14 protein-coding genes are annotated in these 13,381 nt (G+C 57.8%); 10 read left to right on the plus strand and 4 right to left on the minus strand.

Annotated elements, in window-relative coordinates; translation table 11 throughout:
* Positions 1-48 precede the first annotated feature (48 nt).
* From AC2FFB_RS03250 to dusB, 3 genes are read right to left on the minus strand one after another with little or no spacing between them, the layout of a single operon-like run.
* On the minus strand, positions 49-1,416 hold the full coding sequence (locus AC2FFB_RS03250; RefSeq protein ID WP_496874495.1) for a response regulator: 1,368 nt from the start codon (positions 1,414-1,416) through the stop codon (positions 49-51).
* A 42-nt stretch (positions 1,417-1,458) separates the two neighbouring features.
* Positions 1,459-2,526, minus strand: coding sequence for a two-component system sensor histidine kinase NtrB (locus AC2FFB_RS03255; RefSeq protein WP_496675865.1), 1,068 nt, complete (start codon positions 2,524-2,526; stop codon positions 1,459-1,461).
* Positions 2,523-3,506 (minus strand): tRNA dihydrouridine synthase DusB, encoded by a 984-nt coding sequence (gene dusB / locus AC2FFB_RS03260; protein WP_425596233.1) that lies wholly within the window; start codon positions 3,504-3,506, stop codon positions 2,523-2,525. The genes AC2FFB_RS03255 and dusB overlap by 4 nt, the downstream gene beginning before the upstream one ends.
* A 184-nt stretch (positions 3,507-3,690) precedes the next feature.
* On the opposite strand from dusB, the gene AC2FFB_RS03265 reads away from it, so the two are divergent.
* From AC2FFB_RS03265 to AC2FFB_RS03290, 6 genes are all read left to right on the plus strand, one after another.
* A complete protein-coding gene (locus AC2FFB_RS03265) occupies positions 3,691-4,821 on the plus strand; it encodes a bifunctional 2-C-methyl-D-erythritol 4-phosphate cytidylyltransferase/2-C-methyl-D-erythritol 2,4-cyclodiphosphate synthase (RefSeq protein WP_496874496.1) in 1,131 nt (376 codons plus the stop codon).
* Positions 4,818-5,315 carry a phosphatidylglycerophosphatase A family protein gene (locus AC2FFB_RS03270; RefSeq protein ID WP_142633508.1) on the plus strand — a complete coding sequence of 166 codons (498 nt, stop codon included), beginning with the start codon at positions 4,818-4,820 and terminating at the stop codon, positions 5,313-5,315. The genes AC2FFB_RS03265 and AC2FFB_RS03270 overlap by 4 nt, the downstream gene beginning before the upstream one ends.
* A complete protein-coding gene (locus tag AC2FFB_RS03275; RefSeq protein WP_496712958.1) occupies positions 5,312-5,791 on the plus strand; it encodes a CinA family protein in 480 nt (159 codons plus the stop codon). Before AC2FFB_RS03270 ends, AC2FFB_RS03275 begins: the two co-directional genes overlap by 4 nt.
* A gap of 148 nt (positions 5,792-5,939) precedes the next feature.
* Positions 5,940-7,121, plus strand: coding sequence for an ammonium transporter (locus AC2FFB_RS03280; RefSeq protein WP_281972005.1), 1,182 nt, complete (start codon positions 5,940-5,942; stop codon positions 7,119-7,121).
* Positions 7,122-7,249: 128 nt separating this feature from the next.
* A complete protein-coding gene (locus AC2FFB_RS03285; protein WP_142633501.1) occupies positions 7,250-7,930 on the plus strand; it encodes an orotate phosphoribosyltransferase in 681 nt (226 codons plus the stop codon).
* A 225-nt stretch (positions 7,931-8,155) separates the two neighbouring features.
* The gene (locus AC2FFB_RS03290) at positions 8,156-9,646 is read left to right on the plus strand and encodes a replicative DNA helicase (protein WP_496874497.1); all 1,491 of its coding nucleotides are present in this window, start codon (positions 8,156-8,158) and stop codon (positions 9,644-9,646) included.
* Between the two features lie 3 nt (positions 9,647-9,649).
* On the opposite strand, the gene AC2FFB_RS03295 is transcribed toward AC2FFB_RS03290, so the two are convergent.
* On the minus strand, positions 9,650-10,192 hold the full coding sequence (locus AC2FFB_RS03295) for a GNAT family N-acetyltransferase (protein ID WP_496693455.1): 543 nt from the start codon (positions 10,190-10,192) through the stop codon (positions 9,650-9,652).
* Positions 10,193-10,424: 232 nt separating this feature from the next.
* Here AC2FFB_RS03295 and alr point away from each other — a divergent pair, with 232 nt between their 5' ends.
* From alr to AC2FFB_RS03315, 4 genes are read left to right on the plus strand one after another with little or no spacing between them, the layout of a single operon-like run.
* Positions 10,425-11,459 (plus strand): alanine racemase, encoded by a 1,035-nt coding sequence (alr, locus tag AC2FFB_RS03300; protein ID WP_282027372.1) that lies wholly within the window; start codon positions 10,425-10,427, stop codon positions 11,457-11,459.
* Positions 11,456-12,238 (plus strand): MlaE family ABC transporter permease, encoded by a 783-nt coding sequence (locus AC2FFB_RS03305; protein ID WP_142633494.1) that lies wholly within the window; start codon positions 11,456-11,458, stop codon positions 12,236-12,238. The genes alr and AC2FFB_RS03305 overlap by 4 nt, the downstream gene beginning before the upstream one ends.
* Positions 12,235-12,981, plus strand: a complete 747-nt coding sequence (locus tag AC2FFB_RS03310; protein ID WP_496712956.1) for an ABC transporter ATP-binding protein — start codon at positions 12,235-12,237, stop codon at positions 12,979-12,981. The genes AC2FFB_RS03305 and AC2FFB_RS03310 overlap by 4 nt, the downstream gene beginning before the upstream one ends.
* On the plus strand, positions 12,981-13,373 hold the full coding sequence (locus AC2FFB_RS03315) for a hypothetical protein (protein ID WP_142633490.1): 393 nt from the start codon (positions 12,981-12,983) through the stop codon (positions 13,371-13,373). Before AC2FFB_RS03310 ends, AC2FFB_RS03315 begins: the two co-directional genes overlap by 1 nt.
* The last annotated feature ends 8 nt before the right edge of the window (positions 13,374-13,381 follow it).

Here is a 13,381-nt window from a genome sequence, read left to right on the forward strand (position 1 = left end):
TGGTCGTTGCCCGGTCGAAACCCGGATGCCACGCTTTGTGTGGCGATATTACATCAGTTTGCGCCGCCGTGTCACCTGAATATCGAGCTCTGTTATCTTTTTGCGCAGCGTATTCCGGTTAATCCCTAGAAGATCAGCACATTTTGCCTGATTTCCCCCGGTCGCATCCAGGGCCAGTTCAATCAAAGGCGCCTCAACCTCACGCAAAATACGCTGATATAGACCCGGAGGTGGCAACATATTTCCATGTAGATCGAAATAGCGGCGCAGGTGGCGTTCGACCGAAGCCGAGAGCTTTTCGCGTTCTCCATTGCCCAGCACCGGCTCGGCTTCGGGTTGGCTGCCCAGCATCGACTCGACCTCGGTTTTGGAGATTTCATCGGCGCGGCTGGTCAAGCTCAAACGACGGACCGCATTTTCAAGCTGCCGTACATTTCCGGGCCAGGAATAGCGCCGTACCAGCTCGACCGCATCCGGACTGAACCAGCGTTTCGCGCCATGTTCGCGTTCTTCACGCGCCAGGAAATGATCCGCAAGCAAGGTGATATCATCGACCCTTTCGCGAAGGGCCGGAACATGCACTGTCGCACCGCAAAGGCGATAATACAGGTCTTGCCGGACGCGCCCGTTCTCCATGGCTTCGGTCAGGTCCGATTGGCTCGTAGCCATGAACCGAGGAACATGATCGCCTGGAGTGTCCATCATCCGAACGAGACGCGCCTGCAATTCGTCATCAATATCCGCGATCTCGTCGATAAGCAGCGTACCGCCCCGCACCCGTGCCATGACGCGCGCCGGGCCTTCAAGATCCCGCAGGTCGGCGGCAGTGGCCGTTACAAATGGCAGCGTCCTGCGATCGGAAAAATCATGTATCGCTTTGGCGATCAACGACTTGCCCGTTCCACTCTCGCCCGAAATCATGACCGACAGATCGGTATTCATCACCCGCGCCACCAAGCGATACAGCGCCTGCATCACTGGTGTCCGCCCCACCAGAGGCAGCTCTTCCGGACGCTCTTGGGACGTGTTACCGGCATCTGACGGCGTGCGCTGTTTCTGTTCCAGCGCGCGCGCGGTACGCTTCATCAAATCCGGCAGGTCGAAGGGTTTCGGCAGATAGTCATAAGCTTCCGCCTCGGCTGCCTGGATGGCCGTCATGATCGTGTTTTGCGCCGAAATCACGATGACCGGTAATCCCGGTCGGTCCTGTGCGATTTTTGGCAACATCTCGAGCCCATTGCCATCCGGCATAACTACATCGGATATGACCACGTCGCCTTTGCCCTCGGCCACCCAACGCATCAAAGTGGTCAACGACGAGGTTGCATGCACCTTACACCCAGCGCGTGTCAGGGCCTGTGTCAGAACGGTCCGAATTGTGCGGTCGTCATCTGCAACCAGTACTGTTCCATCCATCAGGTGCTTTCCTTATTCTTGCTCTTTCCGGCGATTTATTGACTATTTCGCGTCACGCGGCGCGCGCCTCAGAGAGATGCGAAATTCCGTTCGTCCCGGAACCGACTCAGCCGAAATCCAGCCGTCGTGGTCCGAAATGATCTTGCTGACCAGCGCCAGCCCCAGGCCGGTGCCGTTTTCCTTGCCCGACACAAACGGGTCGAATATCTCGCCCCGAATCTTCTCCGGCAGACCGGGGCCGTCATCGGTCACTTCGATTTGCAGTGGCAGAGAATGACCTGACCCGTCGCTGCGCCGCAGGCGGAAAGAATGTTCAAAATACGTCCTTAACCGAATGGTTCCCCCTTTAGGATCAGCGGCTTCCGAGGCATTCTTTAACAAATTCAAGATGACCTGCAGAAACTGATCCGGGTCGCCATAAGCAAGTGGCAACGACGGGTCGTAATCTTCGATGATCGTCATATGGGCACCGAAACCCAACAGGGCCGACCGCCGTGCCCGATCCAGCACGTCATGTATGTTGACCGGTTTGAAATCGGGCTCAGAGAGATTTCCGAATTGTTCAACCTGCTCCAACAGTTTTACGATACGGCGACTCTCTTCGACAATAAGATCTGTTAATTCAAGGTCTTGCTGCGAGATATTCATGCTGAGAAGCTGCGCCGCGCCAGTAATTCCTGCCAGAGGGTTCTTAATTTCATGCGCAAGCATCTCGGCCATGCCTATCGCCGATTGCGCAGCAGATTTCACCGTGTTTCCACGGGTCATACGCCCAGCAAGTTCACGCGGCGTGATGATCATGATCATTGACCCCGGGTGTCCTACAAGCGGCGCGATCTGAAGCGCACATTGCAACGGCGCGCGGTTGCCTGACCCTACATCCACATCGTTCACAAATAGTGGCGTACCTTGCTGACGCGCTCTCAGAAACGCTTCTTCTAATGGAGCGTCCACGGCAATCTGATCCCAGACGGGATGCCCGATCACGGATTTGCGCGAGGCGTTCAGGAACCCTTCACCGGCGGAGTTTATGTCTGCGATCCGGTCACCTGCATCTATGACAAAGGCAGGAACCGGTAGCGAGGTCCAGATGCTGTGATCCGAGGTCATGCCGCCACCTCTGCATCACTGCCAAGTGCAGCACTCAACAGGTGCATCACCTCGTCCGTGTTGCGCGAAGTCAGCACCGCCCGGCGCAACGGGGCCGGTGTTCCAGCCTCATCCATATACCAGCCGAGATGCTTGCGAGCGACGCGCAGGCCCAGATCCAAACCATAAAACCCCAGCATGGCCTGATAATGGGCACGAACCATGTCGATCAGATCACTACCAGCGGGAATGAATGGCGCCTCTGCCCCGTATAGCTCATGCCCCATCTGCGCCAGTAGCCACGGTTTACCCTGCGCCCCACGCCCAACCATGACCCCATCGGCGGCGGACTGATCCAGCGCTATGCGTGCAGCGCCAGAATCAACAATGTCACCATTCGCAATCACCGGAATCGAGACCGCTTCTTTGACCGCCCGGATTGCGCTCCAATCGGCATGCCCTTTGTAGAACTGGCAACGTGTGCGGCCATGGATCGTGACCATTCGTATCCCAGCATCCTGCGCCCGCCTTGCCACATCGGGCGCGTTCAGCAATTTGTCATCCCATCCCAACCGGGTTTTCAGCGTCACGGGCACGTCCACGGCGCTGACAACGGCGTCGATCAATGTCAGCGCGTGGTCAGGTGTCTTCAGTAGGGCCGAGCCCGAATATCCATTTGTCACCTTCTTGGCCGGGCAGCCCATATTGATATCAATCACGCGCGCACCCCGATCAGCGACCTGGCGGGCCGCCTCGGCCATCCAATACGCCTCGCGTCCGGCAAGCTGGACAGCAGTGTTTTCCACATCCGCAGACAGCTCGGCCCGTTCGCGCACACCGGGTTTGGCCTGCACCATTTCCTGGCTGGCCACCATCTCACTGACGACCATCCCGGCCCCAAAGCGCATCACCAGATCGCGAAACGGACGATCAGTGATTCCGGCCATGGGCGCCAGTAGTACGGGCGGGTTCAAATCTTTGTCGGCAAGTCGCAGAGTCAACGTGCTTAATCCTTGAGCAGTTGCAGCTTTGATATCGAATTGAGTGCATATGAACAACAAAACCGCCATGAACAAGCATGCAAAATCATCGTTTGCCTATTTTTTAAGCAGATGAAACCGAGTGATTGCCTCTGCTTTCACCGCACCCTAAACATTGCCCTTAACTCGTCGGAGAGCACGACACATGACGACCGCAGCTATCATTGTCGCCGCAGGACGCGGTCAACGCGCCGGAGGCGGCACGCCAAAACAGTGGCGCCATCTGGCAGGTCGTCGGGTGGCCGACTGGACCATCGACCGATTCCGCGGGCAAGTCGATCACATCGTCCTTGTGCTGTCGAAGGAGGATGCCCCCGCCTGGGAAGAATTTGAAAGCGCCGATCTGATCCTCGCGGAAGGCGAGTCAGACAGAGCAGGATCGGTGCGCAGCGGGTTGTCGGCGTTGAACGGCATGAATGTGACCCGCGTCTTGATCCACGATGTCGCACGTCCTTGTGTCAGCACCGAGATCATTGATGCCGTTCTGGCCGCTCTGGACAATTTCCCCGGTGCCGCACCTGGCCTTGCGGTGACGGACGCCTTGTGGACAGCAAGCGACACTATGGTCACTGGCACGCAGGATCGATCCGGGTTGCATGCAGCGCAAACCCCGCAGGGCTTTCACTATGACGCAATCGTCGCTGCCCACACCGCGCATCCCGGAGGTTCAGCGGATGACGTGGAAGTCGCGCGCGCCGCCGGGCTGGACGTCTGCATCGTGCCGGGCGATACGGACAACCTGAAAATCACCCGACCCGAGGATTTTGCCAGGGCGGAACGCATATTGGGAACGGATATGAATGTAAGGCTGGGGAACGGCTACGACGTGCATCGTTTTGGTGACGGGGATCACGTATTCCTGTGCGGTATCAAAGTTCCGCATAACCGATCGCTTCAGGGGCATTCTGATGCGGATGTCGGTATGCACGCAGTCACCGATGCGATTTACGGAGCATTGGCACAAGGGGATATCGGACAGCACTTTCCGCCCTCAGATCCCCAATGGAAAGGCGCGGCAAGCGAAATTTTCCTGCGCCATGCGGTCGAGTTGGCCGGGCAGATGGGATATCGTATCTCGAATGTCGACTGCACGCTGGTCTGCGAATACCCCAAGGTCGGGCCTCACGCCGCGGCCATGCGGGCAGAGATGGCGAAGATCATGGAATTGCGCCAGGATCAGATTTCGGTCAAGGCCACAACCTCCGAGCGTTTGGGCTTTACCGGGCGTGCTGAAGGAATTGCTTCTATTGCAACAGCTTGTTTGGTGAAATCATGACCGTTGCACAACTGATTGGCACTGTTTGTGGCGTCGGATATCTGCGACCCGCCCCCGGCACCTGGGGGTCTTTGGTAGCCCTGCCCTTGGTATGGGTTCTGCATACTCTGGGCGGCTTCCCGTTACTGGCGGTCGCGACAGTCGCGGTGTTTTTCGGCGGTCTGTGGGCCACGCGGGTGATGACCGCCGGGCAAGAAGACCACGACCCTTCCGAGATTGTGATTGACGAGGTCGCAGGTCAGTTCCTCGCACTTTGGGCGATATCCTATCCCAGTTGGGCGCACGGGATCGACATTACAGCGCTGTGGCCAGGTTGGGTAACTGGGTTTGTACTGTTCCGCCTGTTCGACATCCTGAAACCCGGCCCCGTGGGTTGGGCTGACCGGCGCGGCGATCCCATGGGCGTTATGCTGGACGATGTGATTGCCGGGGTATTCGCGGCCATAGGCATCATGTTGGCCGCCGGGTTCAGCCACGGAGTTCTGGGGTTGTGACCGTTTCCGACCTGCTAGAAAGCGCCAAAGCGAAAGGGGTGATGATCACCACCGCCGAAAGCTGCACTGGCGGGATGGTCGCTGCGGCTCTGACCGACATCCCCGGCAGCTCTGCGGTCGTTGAGCGCGGTTTTGTGACCTACACAAATACTGCCAAACAGCAAATGTTGGGTGTCCGCAAGGAATCATTGGATGCCCATGGCGCGGTTTCTGAACAGGTCGCGCGCGAAATGGCCGAGGGTGCCTTGCAGAATTCACAGGCGCAACTGGCAGTGTCGGTTACCGGCATTGCAGGCCCGGGCGGATCCGAGTTTAAACCCGAAGGCCGGGTATGTTTTGGTGTGGCCGGTGACGGCATCCCACCCATGACAGAAACCGTCGAATTCGGCGCATTGGGCCGCGATCGGGTGCGCCGCGCTGCGCGGGATCACGCGCTGGCACTGCTGTCAAAGGCACTTTTCAGCACTGCCCAATAATCGGGCATGCTCGACAATTTGACGCCCAATTAATCAACTCTTCAAAAAAGGCCCCTGAAATAGGCTGCTTTTTTGGGCTCTGCCTCTTTTTTCCCCAGTCGCAATCCGCTTCAAGCCCCGCCACGCATTCTGAAAAGGAGAGTGGCTGATGAATGGAGCCGATACCGCCTGGATCATAGTAGCAACCGCACTGGTCCTGTTCATGACACTTCCGGGCCTGGCCCTCTTCTATGGCGGCCTTGTACGCGCCCGCAACGTGCTGAGCGTGTTCATGCACTGCTTTAGCATCGCCTGCTTGATGAGCATTCTCTGGCTGGTCGCAGGATATTCCATCGCCTTCGGCCCCGGTGAAAGCGGGATTTGGGGCGGGTTGGACAAGGCCTTTCTGAATGGTGTTGATGCCGACAGCCTGGCCGGCACCCTGCCCGAGATTCTGTTCTTTGCCTTCCAGATGACCTTTGCCATTATCACCCCCGCCCTGATCGTCGGTGCTTATGTCGAACGGGTCGGCTTTGGCTTTGTTCTGACCTTCTCGGCCCTGTGGATGCTGCTGTGTTATGCGCCGGTGGTGCATTGGATCTGGGGCGGCGGAATGCTGAGCGATGGCGGCATTTTTGGCGAGATTGGTGTGCGAGATTTCGCCGGTGGCATTGTGGTGCATGAAACGGCAGGTCTGGCCGCTTTGATCATTGCCGTTGCACTCGGCCCGCGCCGCAATCGCACAACGCCTCCGCATAATCCGGGCTATGTCATGATCGGCGCCGCAATGCTGTGGGTCGGCTGGTTTGGGTTCAACGGCGGCTCGCAACTGGCGGCAGATGGTGGTGCGGCGATGGCGATGACCGTGACGCATCTTTCGGCGGCCACTGCATCCCTGACCTGGGCCTTGTGGGAAAAAATTCGCTTTGGCAAAGCCTCGATGGTGGGTCTTGTGACCGGAACCATCGCCGGTCTCGCCTCGATTACCCCAGCATCGGGTTTCGTCGGCCCGGTTCAGGCGCTGATCATCGGCGGAGTCGCAGGTATCCTGTGTCAGGAAGCGGTCTATGTCATGCGCAACATTTTGAAAATCGACGACACGCTGGACGTGTTTGCGGTGCATGGCGTTGGCGGCATCTTTGGCACGATCATGATCGCCTTGTTCGGTCTGGGTACCTGGACCGCGCAGCTTGGCGGGCTGGCAATCGTGGGCGTCTTTACCGCTGTGGTGACCTTTGTGCTGATCAAGCTGGTCTCAGCCGTCACGCCGCTGCGTGTGGATGCCGAGACTGAGACCAATGGCCTTGACTTGTCGGTGCATGGCGAACGTGCCTACGACATGTCAAGCTAATCACCAAGCCATTATGAAAGCTTACAGCGGGCCCCATTCGGGCCCGCTTTTCTTTTGCCTGCCCTCTCGACTCTGACGGCAGCAGCAGGCTATCAGCCCCGAAGGTTTTTCAGCTCAGAGGTCCCGCCATGATCCCCAGTTCCTTTCCCGACAGCACCGAAATCGCCCGTCTGACCGCGCGGATGCTACTGGAAATCAAGGCCGTTCACTTCAATTCGCGCGAGCCATTCACATTGGCCAGCGGACTGCCCAGCCCGACCTATATCGACTGCCGAAAGCTGATCTCGTACCCGCGCATCCGGTCTACTCTGATGGATTTCCTGACCGTTACAGTGATGCGGGATGCGGGCTTTGAAGCGTTCGACAATATCGCTGGCGGCGAAACTGCGGGCATTCCCTTTGCCGCGATGGTCGCTGAACGCATGGCCCTGCCGATGACATATGTGCGTAAAAAGCCCAAAGGCTATGGCCGCAACGCCCGGATCGAAGGCGCGATGAACGAGGGCGAGCGTGTGTTGCTGGTTGAGGATCTGACCACCGATGGCGGATCCAAACTGTCCTTCGTTGATGCGATCCGCGAAACCGGCGCGACCTGCGGGCATACGGCGGTGATCTTCTATTATGGCATCTTTCCGGAAACCGAGAAAACTCTGGGCGATCATGGGGTGAAACTGCATTCGCTGTGCACCTGGTGGGATGTTTTGGCCGAGGCCAAAGCACAGAAAGCCTTTGATACGGAAACACTTGACGGTGTCGAAGCCTTCCTGAACGACCCGCGCGGCTGGCAAGAGGCCAATAAACCCTCCTAAACCTGTTGTGGATGGATTGGGGATAAGCGTCAAAGAATCGGCTGAGCATATACGATATCTGGTGACTTTTCCCCGCTTTCCTACATAATAGGCCAAGCACACCATAGCGTCCAAACTGTCTGGAAAGTTATCCCTAGGCCTTACCCCCAGTTAGCCACAGGTATTTCCAGATAGCTTGCAATGGCGTTTCGCGTATAGAACCTCGGGACGGGCAGCGGGGACAAAATGAACGAGATAAGCAGCATCGAGCAGGCAGCGGCACAGATCCAAAACGCCGATACCATGCCGCATTCTATTGAGGCTGAACAACAGCTTCTGGGTGCGATCCTGACCAATAATGATCTGTATGACCGGGTCGCCTCGATCATCGGGGCCGAGCATTTCTATGATCCGGTCCATGCGCGTATTTACGAGGTCGCCGCGACCCGTATCGCCAAGAACGCGCTGGCTTCGCCCGTCACGCTGAAATCTTTCATGGCCGAGGATGAAGGCCTGAAGGAACTGGGCGGTCCGGCCTATCTGGTCAAGCTGGCCGGGGCCTCGATCAGTGCCTTTGCGGTGCATGACTATGCCCAGATGATCTATGATCTTGCCATCCGGCGCGAGTTGATCCGGCTTGGCCGCGATATCTCGGACAAGGCGGCGCGGGTCGATGTGGCGAGCGAGCCCAAGGAACAGATTGTTGAGGCTGAACAGCAGTTGTATCAGCTGTCTGAACAAGGCCAGACCGAACAGGGGTTTCAATCCTTCCTCAAGGCGGTCACCGAGGCTGTCAACGTCACCAACGAGGCCTATCAGCGCGGTGGTGGAATGGCCGGGATTTCCACCGGTCTGACCGATTTGGACAAGCAGTTGGGTGGCTTGCACCCGTCCGACCTGATCATTCTGGCCGGGCGTCCGTCGATGGGGAAAACCTCATTGGCGACAAACGTGGCGTTCAACGTGGCCAAAGCGTACAAGCGCGGGCTGAAACCCGACGGCACCGAAGGCGCGATTGACGGCGGCGTTGTCGGGTTCTTCTCATTGGAAATGAGCGCCGAGCAGTTGGCGGGTCGGGTTCTGGCCGAAGCCTCGGAAATCTCGAGCCACAAGATCCGCCAGGGTGACATGACCGAGGGTGAGTTTCGCCGCTTTGTTGATGCAGCCAAGGAGTTGGAAGCCTGCCCGCTGTTCATTGACGACACCCCGGCACTACCGATTTCACAGCTCGCCGCGCGTGCACGGCGGTTGAAGCGGACCCATGGATTGGACCTGCTGGTGATCGACTATCTGCAGCTGTGCCGCGGCATGGCCGAAAACCGCGTCAACGAAATCGCTGAGATTTCGATGGGTATGAAAGCCATTGCCAAGGAACTGAACATCCCGGTCATCGCATTGTCTCAGCTATCCCGGCAGGTCGAGAACCGCGACGACAAGCGCCCGCAGCTGTCCGACCTACGCGAATCCGGCTCGATCGAGCAGGACGCCGACGTGGTGATGTTCGTGTTCCGCGAAGAGTACTACAAAGAGCGCGAAAAGCCTGGAGATCACGAGCTGGAGAAGATGGAAGAGTGGAAGCAGGCCATGGAACGCCTGCACGGCAAGGCCGAGGTCATCGTCGGCAAGCAGCGCCACGGCCCCATCGGCACGGTCGAGCTGTCCTTCGAGGCGCAGTTCACCCGCTTTGGCAACCTCGTCAAACCCTGGCAGCAGGACGGTCAGATCGAAGGCTACTGACCGTCACCAAAGGTCGGGTCGGTCAAACGCGCTGACACAGCGTGACGGCCCCACTATCGGATCAGCCTGTGAACCAGACAGAGATTGCCCTAGCCATCCGATCGGCTGGCTAAGCGGCATTGGCGGCTGCGCGAATGCCTCAGAAATGGGCAGGAAACCGGTTTTGCCGTAATATGACGGATCTCCGTAGGTTATTGCAAAGTCGACGCCTTGGGCCCGCAGTTGGTCCAGACCAAAGGTGATCAGCTTCTGCCCGATCCCACCCTGTTGCCGATCCGTCCGCACGGCCACGGGCGACATCAGAAACACCCGTCGCGGATCCTGATCAAAGGTCAGGCGCGAGAACATGATACATCCAAGAAGATCGCCCCCATCAGTCGCAACACATCCCTGCAGATCCTGATCGGGCTCGGTTTTCAGCAATTCCCTGATCAAAGATTGAATGGCCCGTCCTTCCTCGGCCCCCTCTGAAGCAGAGAACACATCATAAAAGAAATCAGGCAACCTACTGCTCTGGTTTTTGTACCCAAACGAGAGTTCAATCATGTTTTCATCCCAACAGGCCCCCTTGGGTATTAGTGAACGATCACCTTGACCCGATCATGGTTGACCACGATGTGCGCACAATAGTGATTTGGCGCCCTCAGATGTTCAATACGCAGATTTACGCTGTTTCAACCCGCTTCCCGGGCTCAAGGTGCCGTTATGCGCAACGTACAGGTCAATTATCGCTGCGACCCCCCTTGACCTGACGCGATCCAATGTCATGAACAGACGCATGAGTACTGCACGCTTAACGATCAATCTTTATACACTGGCCAGCAACTGGCAGGCGCTTGATGCAAAGACGTCCTGTGAAACGGGTGCCGTGGTCAAGGCCGACGCCTATGGCCTGGGCGCTGGTCCTGTCTCTGCCGCACTTGCTGAAGAAGGTGTCAGAAATTTCTTTGTCGCGGCTGCCGAAGAAGGTGCCGCCGTGCGCGAGGCTGTCGGACCCGACGCAACGATAAGTGTTTTTTCCGGGCATATGGAAGGCGACAGCGACCAACTGCTCCAACACAATTTGACGCCATTGCTGAATTCGCCCGAACAGTTCCGCCGCCATCGTCAGGCCTTGCCTGAACACGCCTTTGGAATCCAGTTGGATACCGGCATGAATCGCTTAGGGATTGAGCCTGCGGACTGGGCCGCGTTGCGCACAGAGATCGAGCCGCTTAATCCGTCGCTGGTGATGTCGCATCTCGCCTGTGCGGATGAACCTGACAACCCGATGAATCGCCACCAACTGCGGGTGTTCCACGAATTGACTGATGGAAGTGCGGCCCCCAGATCGCTTGCGGCCACCGGCGGTATCCTTCTGGGCAGCGATTATCACTTCGACCTTTGCCGTCCCGGTATCGGGATGTATGGCGGACAACCCTTTGCCGATGCGAAACCCGTCGTCACCGTCGACCTTCCGGTCATTCAGGTGCGCGAGGTCGAGCCCGGCGAAAGCGTGGGATACGGCAATAGCTGGGTCGCGCGGCGCAAATCCCGTATCGCCACGGTTGCGGCCGGGTATGCAGACGGGCTTCACCGCGCTATCGGAGGCGGCATTGATGCCTTTGTGGCGGACAGGCCCTGCCCTGTCGTTGGCCGGATCTCAATGGATCTGATCACCATCGACGTAACGGATCTGCCCGAGGATCCGGAACGCCTGCGTATTCTCAACGGTCACCAGACAGTAGATGATCTGGCCGAGGCCGCCGGCACCATCGGGTATGAAATTCTGACATCTCTAGGCGCGCGCTACTCTCGGGGCTATATCGAATGAACCCTCTTTCAATGCTGGGCGGGTTGGGACGTACAGCCCTGTCTTTGCTTGCAAATTTCGGCAAGGTCGCTCTGTTCTTTGTAGACGCGATTTCACATATTTTCCGCCCCCCCTATTATCCGCGCGAATTTGCGGTCGCTCTGATGAATATCGGTTGGATGTCCCTGCCGGTGGTTGGCCTGACGGCGATATTTACCGGCGGTGCATTGGCGCTTCAGATCTATGCGGGTGGTGCGCGTTTCAATGCCGAAGCTGTGGTGCCACAAATCGTAGCGATTGGCATGGTGCGCGAGCTTGGGCCTGTTCTGGGTGGTCTGATGATTGCAGCGCGGGTCACATCGTCCATCGCTGCGGAAATTGCGACCATGAAAGTGACCGAGCAGATCGACGCGCTGGTAACTTTGTCCACCCATCCGATGAAATACCTCACCGCGCCGCGGGTGCTGGCCGCCGTCATCACAGTGCCGATTCTGGTTGCGGTTGGCGATGTGATCGGCATTGCGGGCGGATATATCGTGGCGACCCAAAGCCTGGGCTTCAACGCAGCGGCCTACCTGCAAAACACCATGAATTTCCTCGAATTTCATGACATCGTCTCTTCGCTTACCAAGGGCGCGGCCTTTGGCCTGATCACGGCGACCATGGGCTGTTACTACGGCATGAATTCGGGCCGGGGCGCGCAGGGCGTAGGCGCTGCGACCAAATCTTCGGTCGAGGCTGCCGCAATCATGATTCTGGCTGCAAACTTCGTTCTCACAGGGGTGTTCTTCTCGATATGATCCGGATGGAGAATGTACATAAAGCCTTTGGGTCCAATCAGGTCCTCAAAGGCGTCAATATCGAGATCCCCAAGGGCACCTCGATGGTCATCATCGGCGGGTCGGGCACCGGCAAATCTGTGGCGCTGAAATGCGTTCTTGGCCTGATCAAACCTGACAGCGGCACGATCTATGTGGACGGCAAAGATGCCACCAAAGGCGACCGCGATGCCTTTTTGGCCCGGTTTGGAATGCTGTTTCAGGGCGGAGCGCTGTTCGACTCGCTGCCCGTCTGGCAAAACGTCGCCTTCCGCCTGCTGCGCGGCTCGCTCAAACGTCCCGTGGACGAGGCGCGCGAGATCGCCGTCGAGAAACTGCGCCGCGTGGGTCTGAAAGCCGATGTGGCCGATCGTTTCCCGGCCGAGCTGTCGGGCGGCATGCAAAAACGCGTGGGTCTGGCCCGTGCCATCGCCGCCGAGCCCGAGATAATTTTCTTCGACGAGCCCACCACCGGCCTTGATCCCATCATGTCCGGCGTCATCAACGACCTGATCCGCGAGATCGTGACCGAAATGGGCGCCACCGCGATGACCATCACCCACGACATGAGCTCGGTCCGCGCGATTGCCGACAACGTTGCCATGTTGCACGGAGGCGTTATCCAATGGACCGGCCCCGTCGGGCAGATGGACGCCTCGGGCGATCCCTATGTGGAACAGTTCATCAGCGGGAGTGCTGAAGGGCCGATTGAGGCGGTTCGGTAGTGGAGGCACTCTCCTTCATCCTCTACCCACTGCCATTTACATACCTAATATCTGTAGTGGCAGCTTGGTTCCTCGTTCATACTATAGGTGAAAAATCCGGTATACCACGCGCGATAAAAGCTGAAGTGATCTTCTATCCAATCTTTCTCTCAGTGCTGAAAGGCTTCGTGCCCGGGATTCTTCTGTCCATTGTTTTGTCTGAGGTATTTGGTGTTGTTGGCCCATTAGTGCTGGTACCAACAGAGGTTGGCTATGTGGTGTCAGGGTTGCTTTTGCACAGAAAACTTCACCAGTCTGTATCCGATAAATTGGCTGCCCACTGCATTGTTGGCGCCATCGCCCTCATTTACATAGTAGGTTGGGTAGCGATTGCTGGCAGTTTGAAGGCTTAGAGATTTGA

Source organism: Ruegeria sp. YTSA219 (assembly GCF_059609985.1).

Coding starts and splice junctions, on each gene's coding strand:
- AC2FFB_RS03250 (WP_496874495.1), bottom strand. CDS start 1,416: ATGGATGGAACAGTACTGGTTGCAGATGACGACCGCACAATTCGGACC.
- AC2FFB_RS03255 (WP_496675865.1), bottom strand. CDS start 2,526: ATGACCTCGGATCACAGCATCTGGACCTCGCTACCGGTTCCTGCCTTT.
- AC2FFB_RS03265 (WP_496874496.1), top strand. CDS start 3,691: ATGACGACCGCAGCTATCATTGTCGCCGCAGGACGCGGTCAACGCGCC.
- AC2FFB_RS03270 (WP_142633508.1), top strand. CDS start 4,818: ATGACCGTTGCACAACTGATTGGCACTGTTTGTGGCGTCGGATATCTG.
- AC2FFB_RS03280 (WP_281972005.1), top strand. CDS start 5,940: ATGAATGGAGCCGATACCGCCTGGATCATAGTAGCAACCGCACTGGTC.
- AC2FFB_RS03285 (WP_142633501.1), top strand. CDS start 7,250: ATGATCCCCAGTTCCTTTCCCGACAGCACCGAAATCGCCCGTCTGACC.
- AC2FFB_RS03290 (WP_496874497.1), top strand. CDS start 8,156: ATGAACGAGATAAGCAGCATCGAGCAGGCAGCGGCACAGATCCAAAAC.
- AC2FFB_RS03295 (WP_496693455.1), bottom strand. CDS start 10,192: ATGATTGAACTCTCGTTTGGGTACAAAAACCAGAGCAGTAGGTTGCCT.
- alr (WP_282027372.1), top strand. CDS start 10,425: ATGAGTACTGCACGCTTAACGATCAATCTTTATACACTGGCCAGCAAC.
- AC2FFB_RS03305 (WP_142633494.1), top strand. CDS start 11,456: ATGAACCCTCTTTCAATGCTGGGCGGGTTGGGACGTACAGCCCTGTCT.
- AC2FFB_RS03310 (WP_496712956.1), top strand. CDS start 12,235: ATGATCCGGATGGAGAATGTACATAAAGCCTTTGGGTCCAATCAGGTC.